At 50.7% G+C, this 22,422-nt stretch carries 22 protein-coding genes; 13 read left to right on the top strand and 9 right to left on the bottom strand.

The window, feature by feature from the left end; all coding sequences use genetic code 11:
* Nucleotides 1–197 precede the first annotated feature (197 nt).
* The 6 genes from ACJJIZ_RS05105 to malT all read right to left on the bottom strand — a co-directional run bounded on the left by ACJJIZ_RS05105 (nucleotide 198) and on the right by malT (nucleotide 8,214).
* On the bottom strand, nucleotides 198–524 hold the full coding sequence (locus ACJJIZ_RS05105) for a hypothetical protein (protein WP_444915419.1): 327 nt from the start codon (nucleotides 522–524) through the stop codon (nucleotides 198–200).
* Between the two features lie 95 nt (nucleotides 525–619).
* Nucleotides 620–991: a hypothetical protein gene (locus tag ACJJIZ_RS05110; RefSeq protein ID WP_444915420.1), complete on the bottom strand. Its 372-nt coding sequence runs from the start codon at nucleotides 989–991 to the stop codon at nucleotides 620–622.
* A gap of 39 nt (nucleotides 992–1,030) precedes the next feature.
* Nucleotides 1,031–1,876 carry an IS3 family transposase gene (locus ACJJIZ_RS05115; RefSeq protein WP_282933833.1) on the bottom strand — a complete coding sequence of 282 codons (846 nt, stop codon included), beginning with the start codon at nucleotides 1,874–1,876 and terminating at the stop codon, nucleotides 1,031–1,033.
* A gap of 8 nt (nucleotides 1,877–1,884) precedes the next feature.
* Entirely contained in the window at nucleotides 1,885–2,193 is a 309-nt protein-coding gene (locus tag ACJJIZ_RS05120) for a transposase (RefSeq protein ID WP_444895975.1), read from the bottom strand.
* 1,452 nt (nucleotides 2,194–3,645) lie between these two features.
* Nucleotides 3,646–5,289: an alpha-amylase family glycosyl hydrolase gene (locus tag ACJJIZ_RS05125; protein ID WP_444915421.1), complete on the bottom strand. Its 1,644-nt coding sequence runs from the start codon at nucleotides 5,287–5,289 to the stop codon at nucleotides 3,646–3,648.
* Between the two features lie 210 nt (nucleotides 5,290–5,499).
* The gene (gene malT / locus ACJJIZ_RS05130) at nucleotides 5,500–8,214 is read right to left on the bottom strand and encodes an HTH-type transcriptional regulator MalT (protein WP_444915422.1); all 2,715 of its coding nucleotides are present in this window, start codon (nucleotides 8,212–8,214) and stop codon (nucleotides 5,500–5,502) included.
* Nucleotides 8,215–8,648: 434 nt separating this feature from the next.
* On the opposite strand from malT, the gene ACJJIZ_RS05135 reads away from it, so the two are divergent.
* The 9 genes from ACJJIZ_RS05135 (at nucleotide 8,649) to ACJJIZ_RS05175 (ending at nucleotide 15,383) form a co-directional block, all read left to right on the top strand.
* Entirely contained in the window at nucleotides 8,649–9,542 is an 894-nt protein-coding gene (locus tag ACJJIZ_RS05135) for a hypothetical protein (protein WP_444915423.1), read from the top strand.
* A 50-nt stretch (nucleotides 9,543–9,592) separates the two neighbouring features.
* Nucleotides 9,593–10,243 (top strand): MBL fold metallo-hydrolase, encoded by a 651-nt coding sequence (locus ACJJIZ_RS05140; protein WP_444915424.1) that lies wholly within the window; start codon nucleotides 9,593–9,595, stop codon nucleotides 10,241–10,243.
* A 55-nt stretch (nucleotides 10,244–10,298) separates the two neighbouring features.
* On the top strand, nucleotides 10,299–10,913 hold the full coding sequence (locus tag ACJJIZ_RS05145) for a DUF2799 domain-containing protein (protein WP_444895986.1): 615 nt from the start codon (nucleotides 10,299–10,301) through the stop codon (nucleotides 10,911–10,913).
* 82 nt (nucleotides 10,914–10,995) lie between these two features.
* Nucleotides 10,996–11,424 (top strand): hotdog fold thioesterase, encoded by a 429-nt coding sequence (locus tag ACJJIZ_RS05150; RefSeq protein ID WP_444915425.1) that lies wholly within the window; start codon nucleotides 10,996–10,998, stop codon nucleotides 11,422–11,424.
* A gap of 33 nt (nucleotides 11,425–11,457) precedes the next feature.
* Nucleotides 11,458–12,165 carry a M48 family metallopeptidase gene (locus tag ACJJIZ_RS05155; RefSeq protein WP_444915426.1) on the top strand — a complete coding sequence of 236 codons (708 nt, stop codon included), beginning with the start codon at nucleotides 11,458–11,460 and terminating at the stop codon, nucleotides 12,163–12,165.
* 43 nt (nucleotides 12,166–12,208) lie between these two features.
* Nucleotides 12,209–13,570: a 23S rRNA (uracil(1939)-C(5))-methyltransferase RlmD gene (rlmD, locus tag ACJJIZ_RS05160; protein ID WP_444915427.1), complete on the top strand. Its 1,362-nt coding sequence runs from the start codon at nucleotides 12,209–12,211 to the stop codon at nucleotides 13,568–13,570.
* Between the two features lie 61 nt (nucleotides 13,571–13,631).
* Nucleotides 13,632–14,000, top strand: a complete 369-nt coding sequence (locus ACJJIZ_RS05165; protein ID WP_444895989.1) for a DUF2750 domain-containing protein — start codon at nucleotides 13,632–13,634, stop codon at nucleotides 13,998–14,000.
* Nucleotides 14,001–14,055: 55 nt separating this feature from the next.
* Nucleotides 14,056–14,430 carry a VOC family protein gene (locus tag ACJJIZ_RS05170; protein WP_108734658.1) on the top strand — a complete coding sequence of 125 codons (375 nt, stop codon included), beginning with the start codon at nucleotides 14,056–14,058 and terminating at the stop codon, nucleotides 14,428–14,430.
* A gap of 23 nt (nucleotides 14,431–14,453) precedes the next feature.
* A complete protein-coding gene (locus ACJJIZ_RS05175) occupies nucleotides 14,454–15,383 on the top strand; it encodes an SDR family oxidoreductase (protein WP_413663457.1) in 930 nt (309 codons plus the stop codon).
* A 6-nt stretch (nucleotides 15,384–15,389) separates the two neighbouring features.
* Here the strand turns inward: ACJJIZ_RS05175 and mnmH are convergent, their stop codons facing one another.
* Complete coding sequence (mnmH, locus tag ACJJIZ_RS05180; protein ID WP_444915428.1) at nucleotides 15,390–16,493, bottom strand: tRNA 2-selenouridine(34) synthase MnmH; 1,104 nt, start codon at nucleotides 16,491–16,493, stop codon at nucleotides 15,390–15,392.
* Between the two features lie 351 nt (nucleotides 16,494–16,844).
* Between mnmH and ACJJIZ_RS05185 the strand changes: the two genes are divergently transcribed.
* Nucleotides 16,845–17,435 (top strand): hypothetical protein, encoded by a 591-nt coding sequence (locus ACJJIZ_RS05185; protein ID WP_413663455.1) that lies wholly within the window; start codon nucleotides 16,845–16,847, stop codon nucleotides 17,433–17,435.
* Nucleotides 17,436–17,563: 128 nt separating this feature from the next.
* Entirely contained in the window at nucleotides 17,564–19,405 is a 1,842-nt protein-coding gene (locus ACJJIZ_RS05190; protein WP_444915429.1) for an SLC13 family permease, read from the top strand.
* Between the two features lie 11 nt (nucleotides 19,406–19,416).
* On the opposite strand, the gene ACJJIZ_RS05195 is transcribed toward ACJJIZ_RS05190, so the two are convergent.
* Nucleotides 19,417–19,863 (bottom strand): CBS domain-containing protein, encoded by a 447-nt coding sequence (locus tag ACJJIZ_RS05195; protein WP_444915430.1) that lies wholly within the window; start codon nucleotides 19,861–19,863, stop codon nucleotides 19,417–19,419.
* 550 nt (nucleotides 19,864–20,413) lie between these two features.
* Between ACJJIZ_RS05195 and ACJJIZ_RS05200 the strand changes: the two genes are divergently transcribed.
* Both ACJJIZ_RS05200 and ACJJIZ_RS05205 read left to right on the top strand, forming a co-directional pair.
* Nucleotides 20,414–20,890 carry a DNA binding protein gene (locus ACJJIZ_RS05200; RefSeq protein WP_282931121.1) on the top strand — a complete coding sequence of 159 codons (477 nt, stop codon included), beginning with the start codon at nucleotides 20,414–20,416 and terminating at the stop codon, nucleotides 20,888–20,890.
* A gap of 169 nt (nucleotides 20,891–21,059) precedes the next feature.
* Nucleotides 21,060–21,623: a SixA phosphatase family protein gene (locus tag ACJJIZ_RS05205; protein WP_444915431.1), complete on the top strand. Its 564-nt coding sequence runs from the start codon at nucleotides 21,060–21,062 to the stop codon at nucleotides 21,621–21,623.
* Here the strand turns inward: ACJJIZ_RS05205 and cobB are convergent.
* Nucleotides 21,620–22,330 (bottom strand): Sir2 family NAD+-dependent deacetylase, encoded by a 711-nt coding sequence (gene cobB / locus ACJJIZ_RS05210; RefSeq protein WP_444915432.1) that lies wholly within the window; start codon nucleotides 22,328–22,330, stop codon nucleotides 21,620–21,622. The two genes, ACJJIZ_RS05205 and cobB, sit on opposite strands and share 4 nt — an antisense overlap.
* Nucleotides 22,331–22,422: the final 92 nt, after the last annotated feature.

A 22,422-nucleotide genomic window follows, 5' to 3' on the forward strand; every position in this document is an offset into this window, starting at 1 on the left:
AAAAAGAAGGCAATTACTAAGACGACTGCTCCGTGCCGAGGCAACCCAATTATTAGGAGGATTGCACACGCGATCATGGTCTCCTTGTAATCTTTGAGTAAATGCACGATATCCATCCTATACCTTAACGCCTGGCTCATCGGCGAGCGTAGCGAGTCCGGTGGAGGCCGCAGGCCGGAGCGAAATGCAGCCGCTTGTTATGAGTGAAAACTCTCAAGATACACTACTATGTTTTTTGCTGATTTATAAGCTTTTGCACATTCAATGGCACTTGATGAATCACCAAATTTAAAGAATATATCCGCACCGTTGTTTAGTAAGAGTTCGACGAATTCTAGCTCCTCATCTCCTGGACCACCTCCAGACTGAATACAGCTATCTATAGCGCTATCGACAGCTACAGATAATATTGACCCGCCATCAGGGTGTGGGCAATTAACATCCGCTCCCATCTCAATCGCAGACCTCATAGCTACAAGATCTAAATTTTCAAACGCTTCGATTAAATCGCGATCTCTATTCATAAGCTACTCATAACGCCGCAATAAAAGGCGAGCGTTAGCGAGTCCAGTCCACGTTTTTTGTGGGCGATTTTTAATTGCCTTGTTAGCACTTTTCACTAGAACTCCTTGCTAAACTCTGGAAGGCCCAATTCAGTTTTCAGTTGCAAAAACCTGGCCTCTGAGAATGGCCCTTGAGTAATTTCATCCCAATTTAAGTATTTATCATCTTTTGCTCGGTCTATGTAGAAATATGAAATAGAGCCACCGCCAATTGGTTTTTGTTTTGCTACTACATACTTCTCGTTACTTCCGACAGCTATAACTTCAGCTTCAACTCGACCGATTGAGGCATTTTCACTTATCTCGTGATTAAGCGTTCGATTGTCACCCGTATCAATCCATATAACCTCATACGGCCTATCTTTCCATTCCACGCCTGAATCACAGGAACAAAGGAATGAAGTAATAATAAGTAATGCTCGTTTCATATTGAGTGTGGTCTTGCCCACAAAAAGTAGACACTCTAACTATGCGTATTTTCGTTCATACTCTGCTGGACTTACATAGCCCAATGCAGAGTGCCTACGAACCCTATTGTAGAAAATCTCAATGTATTCAAACACCTCAGATTTTGCTTGCTCTTCGCTTTCGAATGTTCCGGCATAGACCAGCTCGACTTTTAGCCTGCTAAAGAATGATTCCATTGCCGCATTATCCCAACAGTTAGCCTGGCGACTCATACTCGGTTTGCACTTGCTTTCGGACAAGAGATCCTGGTATTTCTGCGATCGATATTGCACACCCCTGTCAGAGTGAACTAGCAGTCCAGGCTTTATTGGTCGTCGCTCTAGGGCCATTTTCAATGCTCGACGTGTCAATTCATCGGTCATCTGCGAGTCGAATGCCCAACCTACAATACGTCGAGAGTACAGATCCATAACTACCGCGAGGTATAGCCACCTATCCAGAACCCAGATATACGTAATGTCACTGGTCCAGCGGCAATTTGGTCGATCCACATCAAAGCAACGCTTAAGTAAGTTGGCGGAGACGTTAATGCTCCCCTCTACGGGCTGACTATATCGAAAGCCTTTGCCGTTTCTCGCTTTAATATGTTCCTGCTGCATAAGCTTAGCGACGTAGTTCCGCGAGCATGGCTCACCTAACTCTTGAAGCTCGCAAGCAATTCTAGGCGCGCCATAACGACCTTTAAACTCAACAAACGTCTCTCGGATTTTCTCGATTGTTCGTATCTCTCTAATCGTGCGAGCAGATGGCAGTCGCCCCCGCCATCGATAATAACCCGATCTTGAGACTTCTAAACACCGACACATCAAGCTAACCGGGAATGACCCTACATGCTCTTGTATCAATGCGTACTTTACTCTTGGTGGTTCGCAAAGTACGCAGCTGCCTTTTTTAGAAACTCAACCTCCTGACGAGCTTCATGCAGCTCCTTCTTGAGTTTGCGAACTTCAGCGCTTTCCTGTTTGGAATAGTCGACACCGTCTAAACTATTGAACTGCTTATCAGACAGTCGATTAAATTGACGACGCCAGTTGTAGATCTGCTGTGCGCTGACGCCTAGCTCTCGCGCCACAGAAGCCGTTGTTGCTCCAGGCTTTTCCGCTCTCTTAACTGCTTCTCTGCGGAACTCCTCCGTATACGCCTGAGTTCTTTTCTTACCCATAATACACCTCCGTGTTAGGCCTAAACCTAACTATACAGGGTGTCTACTAAACGTGGGTAAGTCTTAGTGCTAACGCCGCCAACACGGGCCGAAATGGAGCAGCGAAGCTGCGGAATGTAGGTCCAGCCAGCTTTGCTGGCGATCGTGCTTGACTTTGTTAAGAGTTCGCATTTCCGAAGTGCCCAATAGAAGCAATACTAATTATAAGGAATACAAAAATTACTATGAGCCAAACATATGGTCTGAACCAAAACCAATAGTCCATGCGCTTTCCAGCCAAATGAAGATACTTAAAGCCAAAAATATAAACAAGAGTGACGGCTGTTGCTAAGATTAAACTGGCCGGCAGAAATAGTACAGCAGCACCACTCCCACCTTTTGAGTTAAAGAAACCCAGAATAAATAGCCCAAAATTCAGATAACCTAAGACCTTTTCCACATGTAGAAATAACTCTTTATTAGTACTCATTGAATATCTATGTTTTGACTCTTAACAGTTAATTCAAAAGAAGCGTCTTTATATCACCCTTCTATATAATTCTGGTGCAGTCATCCAAGATTACCCAAAAAACATAGCAATATCAGTAGGTTAGAGGTTTTGGCGCAATCCTCAACAGGTAGATATATAACAGCGGCTATATATCTACCTGCTTTTCTTGCTCGTGACAATAGTGTCACCTCCTTTAAAGTCAATGACTTAGCTCGCTCTCTCCAGAAATAGGAGAAGCTTCTCTTGAATTCTGATATTGAAAGTAGAGCAAGATATGAAATGCTGTATATAAGACAGTTTGAATAGCAATGTTATGGAAGATATTCGCGGTTAAGTACCAAGTAAGACTGAATGCTTCACGGGAGTCTCCTGGTAGCATATTTGAAATTAAGTACGGTTGTTTTAGAAAGAAGAGGTAAACTTATACTCACTGGGAGAAGCAATTCATATATTTTGTTAAGGAAACCAGTCTCACTGATAGGGTGGGAAGGTTGCGAGAAACCTCTCTCACCTTGTACTTCAAGGAAGGGCTGTCCCATTTCGAAGTAGCTAAAACATAAGTCCTATTATCGGTTTTATATAAACGTTTTGAATTTTTCAATTTTTAATTTGAAAAATCATATGACGTGACTCTCCAGTGGTAGTGCTTTAAATTGAGATTGAAGGATTCTTAACTCGATGAGTTGGTATTTTTCATTAGTTGATGATTTTGGCCTTGCATTTGGTTATTTCCAATAGCGAAGACTTACCTTGAGAGGGGAGCCACACCGGATATCTTTATCTGGTTTTTTTATTTTGCAGGCTATAGATGATGAAGTGCTGGAGTTAAACAGAAAAAAGCCGGCATTGTGCCGGCGGGAAAGCAGACGTCGAAAGGAAGAGACGTTGCAGAGAGACTGTAATTCTTACTCGATGCCCTGGCTCGAATATGAGCTGGGCATCTTTTAAATATTGCTAATCAATCAGGCCTTTTTACGCAGCAGCACACAGGCATCTGCGGCAGCGAGCTCTAAGCTATTTCCTTCCGCATTGCCAGTAAACAGTGCCGGGGTAATATTGTGCGCACCAGAGAACTCGGCAGGTAGTTCCAGGGTGCTACTGGTTTGCCCAAGGTTGAGAACAACCAGCATTTCTTCGCTGTCGCTGCGCCTTACAAAAGCAAATAATTCACTTCCGGTGTCGATCACTTCCTGCTCCGCCGTTGCCAGCGATTGGGGGAGCTCCCGGTGCCATTCGATCAGTGCGCGGAAGCGGTTGAGCATGGAGCGCTGGGCGTCCTGCTGAACCTCTACCGCCCGTTGTTGGTGCTCCCCTGAGATGGGTAGCCAGGGTTTTGCTGTGGAAAAGCCGGCGTTGTCGTCGCTGGTATTGGTCCAGGGCATCGGTGTGCGGCAGCCGTCGCGACCTTTGAATTCCGGCCACAAATTAATGCCGTAGGGGTCTACCAGATCTTCATAGGCAATTTCCGCTTCCGGCAGGCCCAGTTCTTCCCCTTGATAGAGGCAGACACTGCCGCGCAGTGCCAATTGCATCAGCAGGAACAGCGGGGCTCTGGCATCGGCTTGATCGTCGTTAAAGCCTTTGTTCCAGCGGGTTATTGAGCGGGGTACATCGTGATTGCTGATCGACCAGCAGGGCCAGCCCTTGTCGATTACGTCGCGGTTTTTTTCCAGGGTTTCGCGCAGGAAGCCCGCACTGCAATCCTCGGTCAATAGATCGAAGGAATAAGCCATGTGCAGGCGTTTTTCCGTGGTGTACTCAGCCATGATCTTGTGGGTGTTGTCGTCGCCCACTTCACCCACGGTTACAGTGCCGGGATATTGATCCATTAACTGTCGTACCCGCTGGAGAAACACCAGGTTTTCCGGCTGGGATTTATCATTCTGGTGCCACTGGTAATCGTAGTGATTGACTGGTGGCAGGCCTTTCTCATCGAGCTTGAGCGGGCGCGCCGGGTTATTGCCCAGGGCCTGCTGATGGAAAATAAAGTTGACCGCATCCAGTCGGAAACCATCTACACCCCGATCGAGCCAGAACTTCATATCGGCGAGCAGCTGCTCCTGGACTTCCGGGTTGTGCACATTCAGGTCCGGCTGCTCTTTGAGGAAGTTGGCCAAATAGTATTGGCGGCGGCGGGTACACCAGCGCCAGGAGCCTCCTCCGAATACGGAAACCCAATTGTTGGGAGGGGTGCCATCTTCTTGGGGATCAACCCAGACATACCAGTCCGCTTTGGGGTTGTCGCGGTTGGCGCGGCTCTCCTGGAACCAGGGGTGCTGGTCTGAGGTGTGGCTGAGGATTTGGTCGATAATCACTTTCAGGCCGCGCTCGTGGGCCGCTTCGATCATCCGGTCGAAATCTTCCAGGTTGCCAAAAATAGGGTCTACATCGCGGTAGTCGGCAACGTCATAGCCAAAATCCACCATCGGCGATTTAAAAAAGGGTGAGATCCAGATGGCGTCTACGCCGAGGGATTTTACATAATCCAGTTTTTGCGTAATTCCGGGAATATCACCGATGCCATCTCCGTTGGCGTCGCAGAAGCTGCGTGGGTAAATCTGATAAATAACGCTATTGCGCCACCACTCATAGCTGTTGCCGCTCATGGATTACTGCCTTGTTTCATTATTTGAAATGTGGAGATAGTCCACCTTTAAAGGATGAGGTGAGTATGGAGCAGTCATTGGCGGGCTTCCTCCTCCCCGGCGAGGGGGGAGAGGGGGGTAAAGGGTGACCGGCCTGGGGTGGCTTGGTATTGGCGGGCGGGGGATGAGGAGCATAGTGGGCACGTCCCTGTGCCGCTGGAGCAGGACTGTTTAAGGCTTGTCCTGGACCGAGCGAAGCATTTGCTCGGCCAGGGCGATGGCCTCCTGGCGATCCTTGACGTCCAGCTTTTGGTAGAGGCTGCGAATATGGGTCTTGATGGTGCTCGGTGCCACCTTAAAGTGACGGGCGATTTTCTCGTTCGACAGCCCCGAGTGAATCGCATTCAGTACCTGCCATTCCCTTGGGGTGAGTGGGGAGTGGCGCAGGAAGTCCGGCACGGCATCGCTGGCCAGTATCTCGCGGATAATGGTGTCATCCAGTTCGATGCGAATACCACCGTCCAACTCTGGCTGCTGTTGTGCCGCTTTGATCAGTAATTGAGCTTTGCTGGACTCCGCATCTCCCAGGCCATTTTCCAGGGCGGCTTTCAGGATAACGATTAAAGGTTTGCCGATCTGCAGGAAGCTGGCGCGAAAATCCCGTTCGTGGGAGAGAAGCAGGGCTTCGCTAATAGCCTCCACAGATTGGGGGTATTGCTCGCGCAGCCACAACAGGTGAGATTCCAGCACCCGGTTACGCAGGCGATCTGTTTCCAGGCCGCACTCGTTGGCGACTTGTTTCAGGCGGCTCAATAGGCGGTTGGCATCGGACCAGTGGTGCAGCTCAATCATCGCGCGCACATGATTGCGCCCGTGGCACTGCTCAAAGTGATTGCTGGGCCTGTCGGCGACAGGGGTGGCCTGTTCCAACCAGCTGGCGATGGCTTGCTGATTACCCAGGGCGCGCCAGGTGCGGATGCGGGTGGCATCGGCGTTGGCGATCCAGTCCCGGTGGTAGCGCCCGTCTGTGAGCAGCCGCTCGATACGCTCTAGCCACTCCAGGGACTCCTCTTTCTCCCCCCGAGCTTGGGCGATTTTTAACAGCAGGGTGTACTCCGGCAGCAGCCAGTGCTCGCCGACCCGGCGGTTGATTTGCATACCTCGGCGAGCGGATTGCTCGGCACCTTCCAGATCGCCGGACTCCCATTGCAGCTGGCCGCGCAGCCGGCACACAAATTCCGAGATGGGCAGTGTGGACAGGTGATTTTTCTGCACCAGGGTCTGCACCTTTTCCTGCAGCGTGGACGCTTTCTTCAGCAGGCCCTGGGCAAAGGCGATCTCTGTCTGTTGGCAAATGGCCCAGGCGGCACTGGGAATATCCCGCTCGGCGATCGCCAGGGCTTCAACTTCCTGCATATAGCGGTTGGCCTCTTGCAGGGCACCCAGGCAGAAGCTGGTCTCACCGGTGACCAGCAGAGCGGAGATTCTCTCGCCCAGCTGGTCTGCGCGGAGTAGGGCCAGGGCCTCCTCGGCATACTCCTTGGCTTGCAGTGTCTGCCCTCGGGCAATGGCCACCTGGGCGCGCATGGTGGCAAAGGCGCCTTCAAAGTCGCGCCACTGTGCCGGGTCCTCCCGCTGCAGCCAGCTTTCCGAGGCCGCCAGGTTTTTCTCGCACAGGTCGTATTCAAAATTCTCCCGCGCCATTTTGGCGGACAGGAGAGTAAAGCGGGCGCTGTGTTGCAGGGCTTCGTCACCGAGCCAGTCGAGGCAGTCCCGCAGCAGGCGCGACTGCCCCGCGCGCAGAAGCTGTTCCCCCCGATCGTTGAGCAGCTGCTTTAACCGCTCGCGGTCGCCCCCGGCCAGAGCGTGGCGCAGGGCCTCCACTGGCTGGTCTAATTCTTGCCAGGTATCACAGGCAGTGCTGTGCAGTTGCAGCAAGTGTTCGCGGTCATTGATTTGCCGTTGCAGGAAGCGGGCGAAGACCGGGTGGAAGCGGAACCACTGGCGACTTGAATCCTGCGCCTGCAGGAATAACCCGCGGCGCGCGGCTTCTTCCAGCAACTGCTGCCCGTCCTGCCGACCGGTAAGGCGCTCCGCCAGTTGGGCGTTCACCCGGGTGAGGATCGATGTGCAGGAAAGGAGCTGGCGCAGTTGGGGTTCCAGCCGTTCCAGCACTTCCTCAGCCAGGTAATCGAGAATATGACTGTGGCCCTGCTCCAGCTCTGCCAGATAGCGATCCACTTCGTTGCTGTCGCGCACCGATAAAGTGAATAGCTGTACGGCGGGGGGCCAGCCCTCACTGAGGTGATGCAGTTGGGCTGCGCGGTCGCCGTCGAGATTAAACGGCAGGCGCTGCTTGAGCAGGGTGGCGATTTCCTCAATGTTGAGGGCCAGCTCATTACTGCCCAATTCCAGTAATCGCCCTTGAACCCGCAGGGTGGCCAGGCCCAAAGGCGGTTGGCTGCGACTGGTGAGAACAATACCGACACCGGCGGGGGCGTGGCGCAACAAAAAGCGGGTAGTGTCGTGCACCTGCTGGTTGTCGATCTGGTGGTAGTCGTCCAGCACGATGCGCAGTTCGCTGGGCAGGCCTCGCAGTTCCGACAGCAGGTGGCTCACCAGAGTCGAGGGGTCCGGGCGCTGGGGCGCGGACAATAACTGGTGAGTCTGGGGGACACCATTGCCGGTCGCCCTGTGCACGCTTTCCACCAGGTAGCGGCAGAACTGGCTCGGTTCATTATCGCTGGCATCCAGCGTATACCAGGCGACCGGGTTGTCCTGCTGTGAGGCCCAGGAGGTAACCAGCGTGGTCTTGCCGTATCCCGCAGGAGCCGTCACCAACAGCAGTTGATCGCTGTGGCATTGGTTCAAAACCGACAGCAGGCGCGGGCGCGATAGGGCGTGCTCGGGGCAATCCGGCAGGCTGTATTTGGAAGTTAAAAGCATCGCTGCGGGAGGGATTGTTATAAATGTTTGATTTTTGTACAGCCACTATTATGCACCAGGACCCGGGTATTGTTACAGCACTGTAATAGGCCAGCTTTCTGGTGATTCTGCCTCTTGGGTGGCAAATTGGAGTGGCGCCGGTTTAGCTTTGGGCAGTATATTACTATTCGGGTTAAATCGGTCATCTCAACCCGTCGCAATGCAGTTTCTGCGGCTCACTAGTGGGTACGTTAGTTCATATTTACTTTGATGTATCCACACCGGCTCGTAAAGGGATGCGTTATTGTGCAGCTTCCCCTCGCGCCACTTTCAGTATTTTTTCGATTTTTCTTTGGCAGTGAGAATGCCCGTTGTGCGGGTTTTCATCAATGTTCATTCATTTAAAAAAGCCGAGCGCTGCGAAGGCGCCGATAGAATAATAAGAAGAGGAAGCCATGGCGGATATCGTAATCCTTGCTGCTGCGGGTATGGGGGCTGTGGATAACACGTTTGCAAAGCCACTGTTTTCGGCATTGGAAACCGAGCTTGGGGAGGAGTGGTCGCGTCTCTACTGCGCTGAATTACCCGGCCTGGAGCACTTCCAGAGCAACATCGAGCGCACCTTTGAGAGTATGCAGAAGCGCGAGCTGGACTTCCTGCGTGCACGAAAATATTTACTCCTGGGAATGTCGCAGACGGCGGCGCAGTCCGGCAATGTGGATCGCCGGGATAGCAACTACGAAAAGACCCAGCGCGAGATCTATGCGGCGCTGGCCAAGGCTGCTGATGAGGTTGATGAGCGGGCCCCGGTGATATTGGTCAGCCACTCGGTGGGTTGTATTAACCTATCTAATTACCTATGGGATGCCCAGCGCCCCAATGTCAGTTGCGGTGTTTGGCGTGACGGTGGTCCGGCGGGGGTTCACAAAGGGTCGGCGCGTGAGAGGTTTTTGCGCCTCAAGACCCTGAGCCATTGGTACACCCTGGGGTCGACCATGCCCCTGTGGTGTTCCGATCGACCCAGGGAGCAAATTCAGGCGGTCACCTCCAATACCCGAGGATACAATTTTCGCTGGAAGAATTTTTATCACCCCAATGACCTGTTTGGCTGGCCCCTTAAACCCCTGAGCCCCTCCTATAACCAGGCGGTGTGCCGTGACTATGAGACTTGTTCGCTGAGCGATCACGGCGCTTTGGGTTCAGTGACTTTTCCCTCGCCCCCTGAGGATTACTGGCGGAACCCGATAGTTGTTGAGCAGCTGATAGAGGATGTGCGCTCCCTGCTCAAGACGGTGAATAAGCCCGCTCATCGGCATCCACAACCCTCTCAGCAGGCTCTCGCGGTATAATCCCCAATTACCTCAACAGTCTCCTGTAAAAGATGAAGGGCCGCTTTCTTATGTCGCTGCAATATCACCTGGTTCCGGTTACTCCTTTCCAGCAAAACTGCTCGCTGCTGTGGTGTGAAGACAGTAAGCGCGCGGCTGTTGTCGACCCCGGTGGCGATCTCGATAAGATTCTGGCGGCGGTGGAGGAGCGCGGTCTCAAGCTGGAGAAAATCTTGCTGACCCACGGCCACCTGGACCATGTAGGCGGCACTGCGGCGTTGTCCAAGCAGCTCCAGCTGCCGATAGAAGGGCCGCATAAAGGCGATGATTTCTGGATTCAGCAGTTGCCCATGCAGGCGCAGATGTTTGGTTTCCCCGCTGTCGAAGTATTTACTCCAGACCGCTGGTTGGAGCAGGGAGATACGGTTACTGTAGGGGATCAGGAACTGGAGGTGTACCACTGCCCGGGCCATACCCCCGGCCATGTGATTTTCTTCCACCGCCCGAGCCAGTTGGCTCTGGTGGGAGATGTTTTGTTTGCCGGTTCGATCGGGCGCACAGATTTTCCCCAGGGAGACCACGATACCCTGGTTCGCTCTATCAAAGAGCGCCTATGGCCGCTGGGTGATGAGGTTCAATTTGTACCGGGGCATGGCCCCATGTCCACTTTTGGCCAGGAGCGCCAAACCAATCCTTTTGTCGCCGACAAGCGCTTTGGTTAAGTGATACCTGGATTCCAATAACAGGCGGGAAGTACAGCGCCGGGAGTCCCATTTTATGTTTGCAGGAAAAATACGTCTTTTTCTCGCCTTGCTGGTGCTGGGGTTAAGCGGCTGCGCAGTAATTTCCGAAGAGGAGTGCCGCGCGGGGCTCTGGTATGAGCGGGGCCTGCAAGACGGCGCTCGCGGTCGCTCACAGTCGCTGGTGTACGATATTGCCCAAGAGTGTGACAGCTACGATATGCATGTGGATAGCGATGCATGGCTGCAGGGCCATGAAGAGGGTGTAGAGACTTACTGCACTGCAGAAAATGGCTATCACCAGGGGCGTAGGGGACGGAATTACCAAGGGGTTTGCACTGGCCCTACTGCTGATTTGTTTTTACAGAATTACGAGCGCGGTCTCGCCGAATACCGTATAGAGCAGCATTACCAGCGCCTTTTGTGGCGTCGGGATAATTTAGAGCGCGAGTTGCTCTCCCTGCATTACGCCTATCGGAACACCGATAGTGAAGCCCAGGCCCAGGCATTGTACTTGCAGCGCAGCCGCCTTCGCTGGGAGCTGCGGATGTTGGATATGGAGTTGTTTCGTTATGGCTTGTTTGGCCCCACTCATTTAACGCCCGGCTATTATCCCCCTGGATTTTTTTCTGCCAGATTATTTTATTGGTAAGTAAAAAATTTATTGGTCCTAAATTGAAGTAAAGAAGTCCGGGTTAATGCCCCGGTATCACACGCACAAGAGATTTATTGTAATGGCAATTTGGCATTTAGATCCTTCACTGGAAGAACTGAACCAGGGAATATCCCAATGCATGCCCGGCTACCTGGGAATGGAAATTACGGAAATTGGCGATGATTACCTGGAAGGGACCTTGCCCGTAGACCATCGCACTCGCCAGCCCTTCGGTATTTTGCATGGTGGTGCCAATGTCGTATTGTCGGAGACACTGGGTTCCATAGGTGCCAACTTATTAGTGGATACCGATAAATTTTATTGTGTCGGTCAGGAAGTTAACGCCAATCATCTGCGCCCTGTCCCCGAGGGAGAGGTTCGAGGTCGTGCAAAACCCGTGTATATTGGGCGCAGCAGCCAGGTGTGGGAAATTCTGATCTATGCGCCCAATGGTAAACTCAGTTGTATTTCTCGCATTACCATGGCTGTTGTAGCTCATGGTGCCTAGTATTAGCTCCTGGGTTGCGAGTGGAGATCCCGCTTGAAACAGGCCCAGGATTTTATTTTTGAAGATATTCCCTATCGCTTGGTGCGCTCGAGCCGGCGCAAGCGACTGGGACTGGTACTGTCTTCCGGTGGTGTGGAAGTGCGAATTCCACAGCGTTGTGCAGCCCGTTATGGGCATGAATTCCTGCAGGAAAATATCCAGTGGGTGAGAGCGCAGTTACTCGCAGCCGACCGGCGCGCCGCGCAGGTGCCGCAATATCAGTACGCTTTTGGTGAGAGTTTTCCCTGGCTGGGACAGCAGCTTCCCTTAGAGCGTGCAATGAGCAGTAAAAGTGCCGGTATTGGCGATGGTGCTATCAGGCTTTATACCCGCTATCGCCAGCCCGATAACACACAGCTGCAAACCGCTTTACAACGCCTTTACCAGCGGGAAGCATTGGCATTGTTAACGCAAAAATCCCATGTGTTGGCCGAGCAGCTGGGGTTAAGTATTTCATCAGTAAAAGTCCGTCGCACCAAAAGCAAATGGGGTCACTGCAGTATCCGCGGTGAGCTGCAGTTTAACTGGCTTGTTTGTCTCGCTCCTGAGCCGGTGGTTGATTACCTGGTGGCTCACGAGGTCTGCCATTTGCAACATCATAACCACAGCCGCGCTTTCTGGGATTTAGTCCAAAGTGTGTGCCCCAGATTTAAAGAGTTGCGCCGCTGGTTGCGCGATAACGGTCACCGCCTGACCCTGTAACTTTTTTCTATTCTTTAGTTGTACTGAATTCTCCCAATTAATTATGAGTAAGAAGCCCCGTTTTATTACTGGCCGCAAGCCGGTTAAAAAAAACTTGCCGAGCCGCGCTGAAGCGACAATAGAAAAATTTAGTCACGATATGCGCGGTATTGCCCGGGTAGGTGGCAAAACGGTGTTTATTGATAGTGCCTTACCGGGAGAGCAGGTTAAATTTCGCTATACCGCACGGCGCGGCCGTTTTGATGAGGGAATTGTTGAGGACGTCATATCGGCTTCAGCGGGTCGGTGCGCGCCGCAGTGCGCCTATGTAGATTCATGTGGAGGCTGTTCGGTTCAGCACCTGCAGCCATCGGCACAAATTATTGAAAAGCAAAAAATTCTTTTGGATCAGTTGTTGCGTTTTGGCGGTATTGAACCCGAAGAAGTACTGCCTCCGTTAACTGCTGATCCCTATGGCTATCGACGCAAGGCCCGTATCGGCATTCGCAAATTGAAAAAGTCCCAGGGTGGCGAGCTGCTTTTTGGCTTTCGAAAAAAGCACAGCAATGATTTGGTAGATATTGATGAGTGCCCGGTACTACATACAAAAATTGCCGAGCATTTAGCGCCGCTAAAAAAACTCGTGGCTGAAAGTGACGGGCGCGCGAACTTTTCTCACCTGGAAGTGGCGGTTGGAGATGATGTGACAGCTCTGGTGCTCCGCCATTTAAAGCCTCTGTCAGATAAGGATTTGGCGCTCTGGTTAACATTTGCTAAAAGTACTGGTATACACCTGTATATACAAGGTGGAGGTGATGTCTCACAGGAGAGAATCTGGCCGACAGAGGGAGCTGCTGATCTAAGTTATCAGTTGCCGGAATTTGACCTGACGTTGAGATTTAAACCGCAGGATTTTGTGCAGGTTAATTTTGCGATAAATCGGCAGATGGTGAGTCGAGCCGTTGAGTTACTCGATCCGCAACCCTCCGAGCGTGTATTGGATTTATTTTGTGGATTGGGGAATTTTACCCTGCCATTGGCGCGTCGTGCAGCGGAAGTGATCGGGGTCGAAGGTGTCGGTGCTTTAACTCAACGGGGTGTGGACAATGCCGCTTTGAACCAATTACAAAATGTGCACTTCTATTCTGCCGACCTGAACGAAAAAATGGCAGGTGCGCCTTGGGCAGAAGCAGGTTTCGATAAAATCCTGTTGGACCCACCGAGGGATGGCGCTTTGGAGGCTGTGCGCGGATTGGCGCGATTTTCTGCCAGTAGGATCGTCTACGTCTCCTGTAACCCGGCCACCCTGGCCCGGGATGCCGGTGAATTGGTGAAGTTGGGGTACCGGTTGAGTAAGACGGGTGTCATGGATATGTTTCCCCATACCGATCATGTTGAGTCGATGGCAGTATTCGACAGAATTTAGGGCCTATTGAGGCCGGGAAAACTAACGTAAACTGCGGTAAAACCGTTTAAGCGAAGTTGTTATGCAAAGCGAAACCCTAACCGATAATTTTGAAGATAATTGCGCGCGCTTTTTGCCTGAAGCTGTAGGCCAGGGCTGCGTCTGGGCCCTGCAGGGTGAGGAGGGCTTTGCACTTTGTGAGTCTGAAAAGCGGGCCGATACCGAGGTTATGCCCTTTTGGTCGCAAAGAGAATTTGCACAAGACCACTGCGAAGGAGACTGGGCTGACTATGAGGCAGTGGCAATTGACCTGGAAGAATTTATGGATGACTGGCTTACCGGCATGCATGAAGATGTCTTATTGGTGGGGATAAACTGGAACGCCGAACTGGAAGGGGTTGAGATGGAACCCCTGGACCTACTGGAGCAGTTGGAGCAAGAGCTGCAATAAACTGCGCCATAGTGCCCCACCCAGTGGATAAAAATTACTCAACGGGATGTCTCAAATGGGGCAGATTCTTGGCTTGCGCAAAACAGTCTACGGAGTTGCCAACATTACCGAGGCTGTGGCCTGGTATACGCAGGTACTCGAACAGAAACCCAGCTATGAAAGCGATAGCTATGCGGCGTTTAGTATTGGTGATTGCGAGCTCGGATTAAATGCCGATGCGCGCAGTGCGATCAGCCGGGCCGATGGTGTAGTTGCTTACTGGCAGGTTTTGGATTTGGCCGCGCAGATTGAGCGACTCGGCACTATGGGGGTGCGGCAGCACACGGATATAGAGGAAGTCTCTGGACGTGTGCTGATGGCGAGCTTTCTCGACCCCTATGGCAATGTTTTCGGATTGATTGAGTACCTGCAAACGCCCATTGAGAGATAGGACCATTAAACGGAGCAGTTCCTGTGGATAAGCCGCCCATTTCCAGATTTCGTTCCCCCAATCGAAGTTTTGCTGCTGAAAGCCTTGCGCAAATTGGGCGGGGTTATGTGGTTCCGGATCGAGTGGCTTTAATTACCGGCTGCTCAAGCGGTATTGGGCGGGAGCTGGCTTTGGCGCTACATCGCCGGGGAACCATAGTGATTGCCACGGCGCGCCGCCCGGAAAGTTTACAAGAGCTGGCGGACCTGGGAATTGCCACTGAGGCCTTGGATGTGAATTCCCAGGCGGATATCAATCGAGTGGTTCACGCAGTAAAAGCGGCATACGGGCGGCTCGATATTTTGGTCAATAACGCCGGTTACGGTCAGATGGGGCCATTGCTGGAACTGGACACGCGAGCACTGGAAAAGCAGTTCCGAACCAATGTATTTGCCCCTCTCGCTTTGATTAGGGCCTGTGTACCTTTAATGCGTTCGGAGCAGGGCGGAATTGTGTGTAATATCGGTTCGGTTTCCGGGGTAATGCCCACACCTTTCTCTGGTGCCTATTGTGCTTCTAAAGCGGCCCTACACTCCATTTCTGATGTTTTGCGACTCGAACTAAAACCCTTTGGCATTCGGGTAATGACGGTGCAACCCGGTGCGATCGCATCGGAATTTGGTCGCCACGCTGAGACATCCCTGCGCGGTCTTTTGCCGCCGGACTCCCTGTATAAACGGCAGGAAGAGGCGGTTAGGGCCCGAGCCCAGGAGTCCCAACAGAATGCTACATTGGCAAGCACACTGGCCAAAAAGCTGGTGCGTGAGCTGCTGCGAAAACGCGCTCGTCCTTTGGTGCGTATTGGCAACCGCAGCAGCCTGTTGCCCTGGATGGCACGCTGGCTGCCGCGCAGTTTTAGGGACTGGTTTTTAATGCGGAGATTTAAATTAAATCGCCTCGCTCACAAAAGCTGAGGATTGTTATTCTGGTTTTTGCAGTGAGTGGTTGGACTCCTTCAACCACTGTTGTACTTCGTTGTAGTTGCCTCGATACAGTATTTTCTGTTCCGATTTCTTCATTAGATGGTCGTAGCTGCCGTCATAGTATTCTTGCAACAGTGACACGACGATAGGGATGTACACATCACTATTATTCGTTCTCAGTAATTCTTGGTTAGCTGAAGCTAAGGCTTCGTTGAGCTGCTTGTAGCGCAGCCCTCCCAGGCGTTTACTGATTTTATTGAGATTGAGATGTAATTCTTCCCCCAAAGATTCAGCTGCTGATTTTTCACTGCTTTTAAAGCGCTCTAAGCCCTCGTGAACATAATTTTGCACAATGCGCTGTGCCCGTGTTTCCAATGGCTCCTCGACAAGAACCCGGGGAGCGGCCTTCATAGCGGTTTGCAATACTGGAGGAAGTGCGCAGCGTCCAATTAGACGGCTTTCATCTTCAATAGCAATAGCACCTGTCTGTTGGGAAAGCTTCAGCAGGTCGATACTGATCTGATTTTCAAAATCGATTTGTGAAGGTTGGCTACTACTGGTACGGCCAAAGCTAGAACCTCGATGTTTTGCGATCCCCTCAAGGTCGATATACCGCCGCGCAGCCTGGATTAATTCCGTTTTGCCACTGCCGGTGTGACCAGCAACAACGATAAAGGGCAGTTGGGTACAATACTTTTCCAGCTCGTTTAACAGGAACTGCCGCATGGCTTTATAGCCACCCTCTACTATCGGGTATTCAATATTATTCGAGCGCAGCAGTTTTTGTGTCATTCGGGAGCGCAAACCGCCTCGGAAACAGTAGAGGTAACCTTGGGGGTGTTTACGTACAAATGCGCTCCATTGTGAAAGACATAAGCTTCGCACTTCATCTGTTGCTAAACGCCAGCCAAGGTCAATTGCTGCTTGCTGGCCTTTGTTCTTGTACTCAGTCCCGATCAGTTCACGTTGGTGATTGTCAAGCAGGGGGTGGTTTCTTGCGGAAGGGAAAGCGCCGCGAACAAACTCAACTGGGGCGCGTACGTCCATCAGCGGAATATCATTCAGGAAGATGTCCGTGTAATTCGCAGTATCGGTCCGCAAGGTAGCACTCCTGCTTATTTAGAAAATAGGTGGTATTTGATTGTATCTCCATTTTCTTTTCAGGCCTATGGCAACTGAAGAAGCTACTTGTATATGCAATATATGATGTGCTTAGCGTTAGATGACAGTTTGATATTTACACCGGAAATTAATGCTCAGTATGAGAGAATACTTTTTTAATTTATTGCTCGATAGCTCAGTGTTTACATTTACTTTTTGAACCTAATGCGATTCCAGGTCACAGAAGGTAAATCTTAGCTTACCTGAATTATTGCAGCTGATTTAAAAATCCTGGAAGCATTTGGATTACATAAGGGACGGGTTGCTCCTGCATGTATAGAGGATAAAAACGTGGCTAAAAAATATATCTATATCCCGATAAATAGTGATGAAATGCAGGAATATGCGGAGGGATTGGCGAAAGCCTGGGGCATACCGGTGAATCAAATCCTGGCCAATAAAGTAACCTCCGGTTTTGGAAAAGCCATGTATCGGTGGGTGAACCAGTGTTTGAGTAAGCTGAACCCTGCCGATACCCTTTACATCGTAACCCATGGCACGGGTGCCGGGGATGGACAATTCATTGGTGCTGAGCGCTCCACGAGTAACAACAAGCAGAAAAAAGTATATGTAAACGGCATGCCTAACTGGCAGGGAGGAGAGTGGAAAACCTACACGCCTCGACAGCTAGCAGATACCTTGGTTAAAGAGGGGCTTCCTGCTAATTTCGTTAATTTACATGTTTGTGCCTGTGGTTCCGGCTACGATGGAGAAAAGTTAAGACCTTGGGCTCAACGCTTGCGCCAGGCGATGGTTGGCACCTATAGAAATATTCAGGTCACTGGATATAGAGGTTGGTTCTCCTGCAGTACTGCCAGGGTTTGTATTAAAGTAGGTACTCAGTTTTATCCATTGGAAGAGCGGGCAGTTACTTTCTCCTGAATTTTGTACCCCTAATGTAGCTGGGGTTATGGCGTAGAAGTGCGCTCCATGTAATTTCCTGGGTATACCCTGAATAGATAGCTGAACAGAAATCTGAGCAGCTTTTATATTCAGGGATATCTTTCTCCATGACTGTTGACCAGTTACTAATCCTGATTATTTTAAGTGTCACTATTACCCTGTTTATATGGGGGCGGTGGCGCCACGATATGGTTGCTATAGCAGCCTTATTGACTTGTGTCTTTACCGGTCTGATTCCCCCGGAAAATGCTTTTATTGGTTTTGGCCATCCAGCGGTCGTGACTGTAGCTTGTGTGTTAATCCTGAGTCGTGGCTTACAAAATACCGGCGCAATGGATGCACTTGCACAACGAGTTGTCCGCAAAAGCGGGAGTATCTCACTATCCATATTGTTACTCATTGGGCTCGGCGCATTTTTATCTAGCTTTATGAATAATGTCGGCGCGTTGGCTTTATTAATGCCCGTGGCTGTGGATATGGCCGAGAAACAGAAAGTGGCACTGGGGAGGGTTTTAATGCCCCTGTCTTTTGCAACGATTCTGGGGGGAATGACCACACTGATAGGTACACCGCCAAACTTGGTCGTTTCCGGTTTTCGGGCGGATTCTGGCGCCGGTAGCTACGGTATGTTTGATTTCACCCCGGTGGGTCTGGCAGTTGCGATAGCCGGAGTTTTGTTTATTGCATTTGTTGGGTGGCGCTTGGTGCCTGCACGCAACCGAACGGGGGCCTCCTCCTTTGAAACTGGCACATATTTAACAGAAGCACTTGTTGAGGAAAAAAGTGTTGCTGCCGGTAAGAATCTACGTGAAATTTCCAAAATGCTGGGAACAGAAGATGCCCAAGTTGTGGGTGTCGTACACAATGATGCCAGGGTCTCTCCCGCGACTCCCTGGCATAAAGTAAATAGCGGTGACATTTTGGTCATTGAGGCGGAGCCGGAGAGTCTTGCTACCTGCTTGTCCAATCTCAGTTTGAAAACAGTGGGAGCCCTTGGGGCAGATTCATCGGGTAAGGCTCGACAATCGGGTAGCAATAACACCGAGAGTGATTCTCAGAATAAGACCCCAATAAAAGCACTGGCGGATCGTACCGAAATGCAGCTGCGGGAGTTGGTTGTCATGCCAGATTCCCCTTTAGTGGGACGCCCTATGAGGTTTTCACGCCTCGCAGCGAGATACCAGATTCACTTGCTAGCACTCTCGCGCCAGGGGCGCCGCTCGGTACGCCGGTTGCGTTCGACATCATTACTGGCCGGTGATGCTCTGTTAATGATGGGAGCCGATGAAAACCTAAACAGCTTTGCTAGGGAAAAGGGCTGTGTGCCTTTGGCCTCAAGGGATATTAGCATCCCTAACAAGGAGAAGGCGGCCATTGCCCTATTGGCTATGGTGCTTGGTGTCGCCGGTGCAGCGTTCGGCCTATTGCCGGCAGCAATCTCGTTTGCCACTTGTGTATTGGCTTTTATGGCGTTGAAGATAGTGCCGCTGCGAAATGTTTATGACTCTATCGACGGGTCCGTAGTCGTGCTATTGGGGACTTTGATTGCTGTTGCTGATGTGATGGAGTCAACAGGAGCTGCAGACTTGGTCGCTCAGGTTTTGTTGGATGTCCTGGCTCAGGGCAGCGCTGTTTTGGCCCTGGGGCTGATCCTGGTGGTTACCATGACGCTGTCTGATTTTATGAATAATGTCGCCACTGCGGCAGTGATGTGTTCAATTGCCATGAGTACCGCAGAACAACTGGCGGTGAACCCGGACAGTTTCCTAATGGCTGTCGCAATTGGAGCTTCTTGCGCATTTCTGACGCCGGTTGGGCACCAAAATAACACCTTAATTCTGGGACCGGGGGGCTTTGAGTTTGGTGATTACTGGAAAATGGGGCTGCCACTCGAATTGTTGGTACTGGTTGTGAGTATCCCTATGTTGCTTTGGGTTTGGCCCTTGTAATCGCGGTGAGCTCAAGCAATAGAATCGTCTACCGGCTGGGCCAACTCTGCCATGAACTTACTACAAAAGCGCAGAATATCAGTCACAGTTACAATTCCAACCAGCTCGCCTTCCCGCATAACCAGTACAGAGCCAATACTGGTATCGGCCATAGCTAAGAGAATTTTATCCAGCGGGTCGTGGATATCTGCGATAAAGGGACGTCTGGCACATAGGTCATGTACATAGAGCTGCTGCTCTTCTAGGCGGTGTCCCGGTGCATTGGCTCTTTCGATATCCCCTCGGGAAATGACCGTCTCCAAGTCGCCTGCACGTGTTACCGGCAGGTGGCGTACTTTGTGCTTCTCCATCATTGCCAGAGCATCCTCTACCGTGGCATTGATATCGATATGGTAGGGAAATGGCGTCATCAGAGCGGCCAAAGTCGGTATATGGTGGATATTATTGTGAGTGGACATAGTATGATCTGGGTATCCAATTGTATTTGGCAATATGCTCGATTACCGTTACACAGCGACTAATTTGCAATTGACGACTGCAGCTACAATATAGCTAATTGCGCTCCCTAGGGATATCCTTTTAAGATTGCAGATATGGCCGCCTTTGTTACACTTTTTAGCCCTTATTTTGAATTATTCCTATTATATTCAAAGGTAGGGACACAAATGGTTGATATTTGCCGGTGAAAGATTATTATTCGCGACCTCAGTCGAAAAATATAATCAGTGATTCGGAGTGTTTGCCGAACCGAGCTGAAATCGGCTAGTTTTTAATAATGTATTTGCCGAATATACCTAACACCAGAACTACACGATGTGTAGTGGTATCTACTCATGTATATCGGGCAATTCATAATATGCCGGACTAAACATCACTAAATTGCTTGCCATTGGCCAGCCACGGTGTTTGTTGATTTTTTACACGGTATATCCGAAATAACAATCTGTGTCGCCCAGCGCCACAGATATATCTCTGTGTTTTTTAATAACCGTCGTTGAGGTTTATTGAATGTTTCAGGAATACGAACAACTTGAACAACAAATCGCCGAACATCAGGCAAGAATCGAAGAGTTACAAGAGCAAATGGCTCAGGCTGAACGCAAGAAAGATGGCGTAATTGCCTATGATAAAGCATTGGTGAACCTTGCTGCTGAATACCACATGGATGAAGAGGAGTTCTTCGTTGCCCGTGGCCAGCAAATCGTTGAATGGTTGGTAGCACAGCTGGGTGATGAAGATCCTGCAGACTACGTACAAACCCTGAAGGCTCGCGTTGCCCGTCATCTCAAGAAGGAAGGTGACAGCCCCCGTCGCGGCCGTCGTGCAGCACCGGCAGCAAAGGCAGCAGAGCCCAAGCTGGAAACTGGTCACTATCGCAACCCGTATACCGGCGCTACTGTTGAAAAGAAAAAGCGTAATCCTAAGGCCCTGAGCCAGTGGATTGATGAGTACGGTCTGGACACCGTAAAAGAGTGGAAAATCTAATTCTGGATGACCACTCATTTGATGCCGGATATCCGGCATCAAATATTTTTTTAAAAATCGTTCGATTTTAATTCATCGCATTATTTGGCATTTTCGCCGCATCCTCTCTTTACTTACCTTATTATATTCAGCATATGTCTGCCCCGTTATTTACCTGGGAGTTTATACTGTGCTTTCAAGACTTAAGCTGTTTATTTTCTGTACACTTTTTGTTCTGGTTGGGGCTTCAAATTGGGTTTTAGCCGACTCTTCTGAGTCTCAGGTTATTTACTTAATACGCCATGCAGAAAAAGAGAAAGGGCCCGGGGTGGGTCGCGACCCTCATTTGACTGAGGCGGGCCGGCAGCGTGCACGGCAACTCGCCTATATTCTTGGGGGAGTGGGTATAGACGCTATCTATAGCACTGACTACAACCGCACCCGGGAAACGGTTGAGCCTCTGTCAAAAGAGCTGGGGCTTGAAGTGGAAATTTATAACCCCAGAGATTTAAAAGAATTTGCTAACTCTTTGCAGCAGGCGGGAAATCGAATTTTAGTGGTTGGGCACAGCAATACCACTCCAAAACTGGCGGAATTGCTCGGCGGTGAAAAAGGGCGACCTATTCGAGAGGCTAGTGAGTTTGACCGACTCTATATCCTTGTGCGTGATAATGAGGGGGTAACCACTTTGATACAGCGCTATGGCCCGGTGAAATCCTCGCAGACAGAAAATGCAGTTTCAGAGTCACCTTAATTAATAATTTCTTTTATAAAACTATCGACTACCTGTGACGCCAGTCCGTGGCGGTGTTCTTTGAAGGCATCGCCGACACTACTGCGCTCCAGGTTCAACTCTATGGTGTGAGCTCCAGCCTGATTGGCACATTCGACAAATCCCGCTGCTGGGTAGACGTTTCCAGATGTGCCAATGCTGATAAATAGGTCGCAATCGGACAACGCCTGATAGATAGCTTCCATTTCCAGAGGCATTTCTCCAAACCAGACCACATGGGGGCGAAGGTTTCCCGCCTGCTGACAGCAACTACAGGTATCAGCTATCGAAAGATCCGAATTGAGCGGATATAGTTTCCCGCTCCGGCTGCATCGTGCTTTTAGTAGCTCTCCATGCATATGAATCAACTGCTCACTGCCCGCGCGCTCATGCAGGTTGTCAATATTTTGAGTAACCAGTAAGTAATCCCCTTGGAATTTCTGTTCCAGTTCGGCCAGGGCGAGATGGGCAGGGTTGGGATGGATATCTGCAGATAGCAGCTGCTGGCGGCGTTCATTGTAAAATCTATGTACCAGTGCCGGATTGCGATCAAATGCCTCTGGCGTTGCGACATCTTCCAGGCGATGGTTTTCCCACAGGCCATCGGCACCGCGAAAAGTACCTATGCCAGATTCAGCTGAAATTCCTGCGCCGGTAAGTACAACGATTTTTTGATACTGTTTTTTCATTTTATATTTTCACACAAGGGCTTTGCCTGGATCTACAGAGGAGCTCGCATTCAGCTCAGAGGTCTTAATTGATGGCCTGGTGTGACTCATAA

This window comes from Microbulbifer maximicatervae (SeqCode), assembly GCF_052467225.1.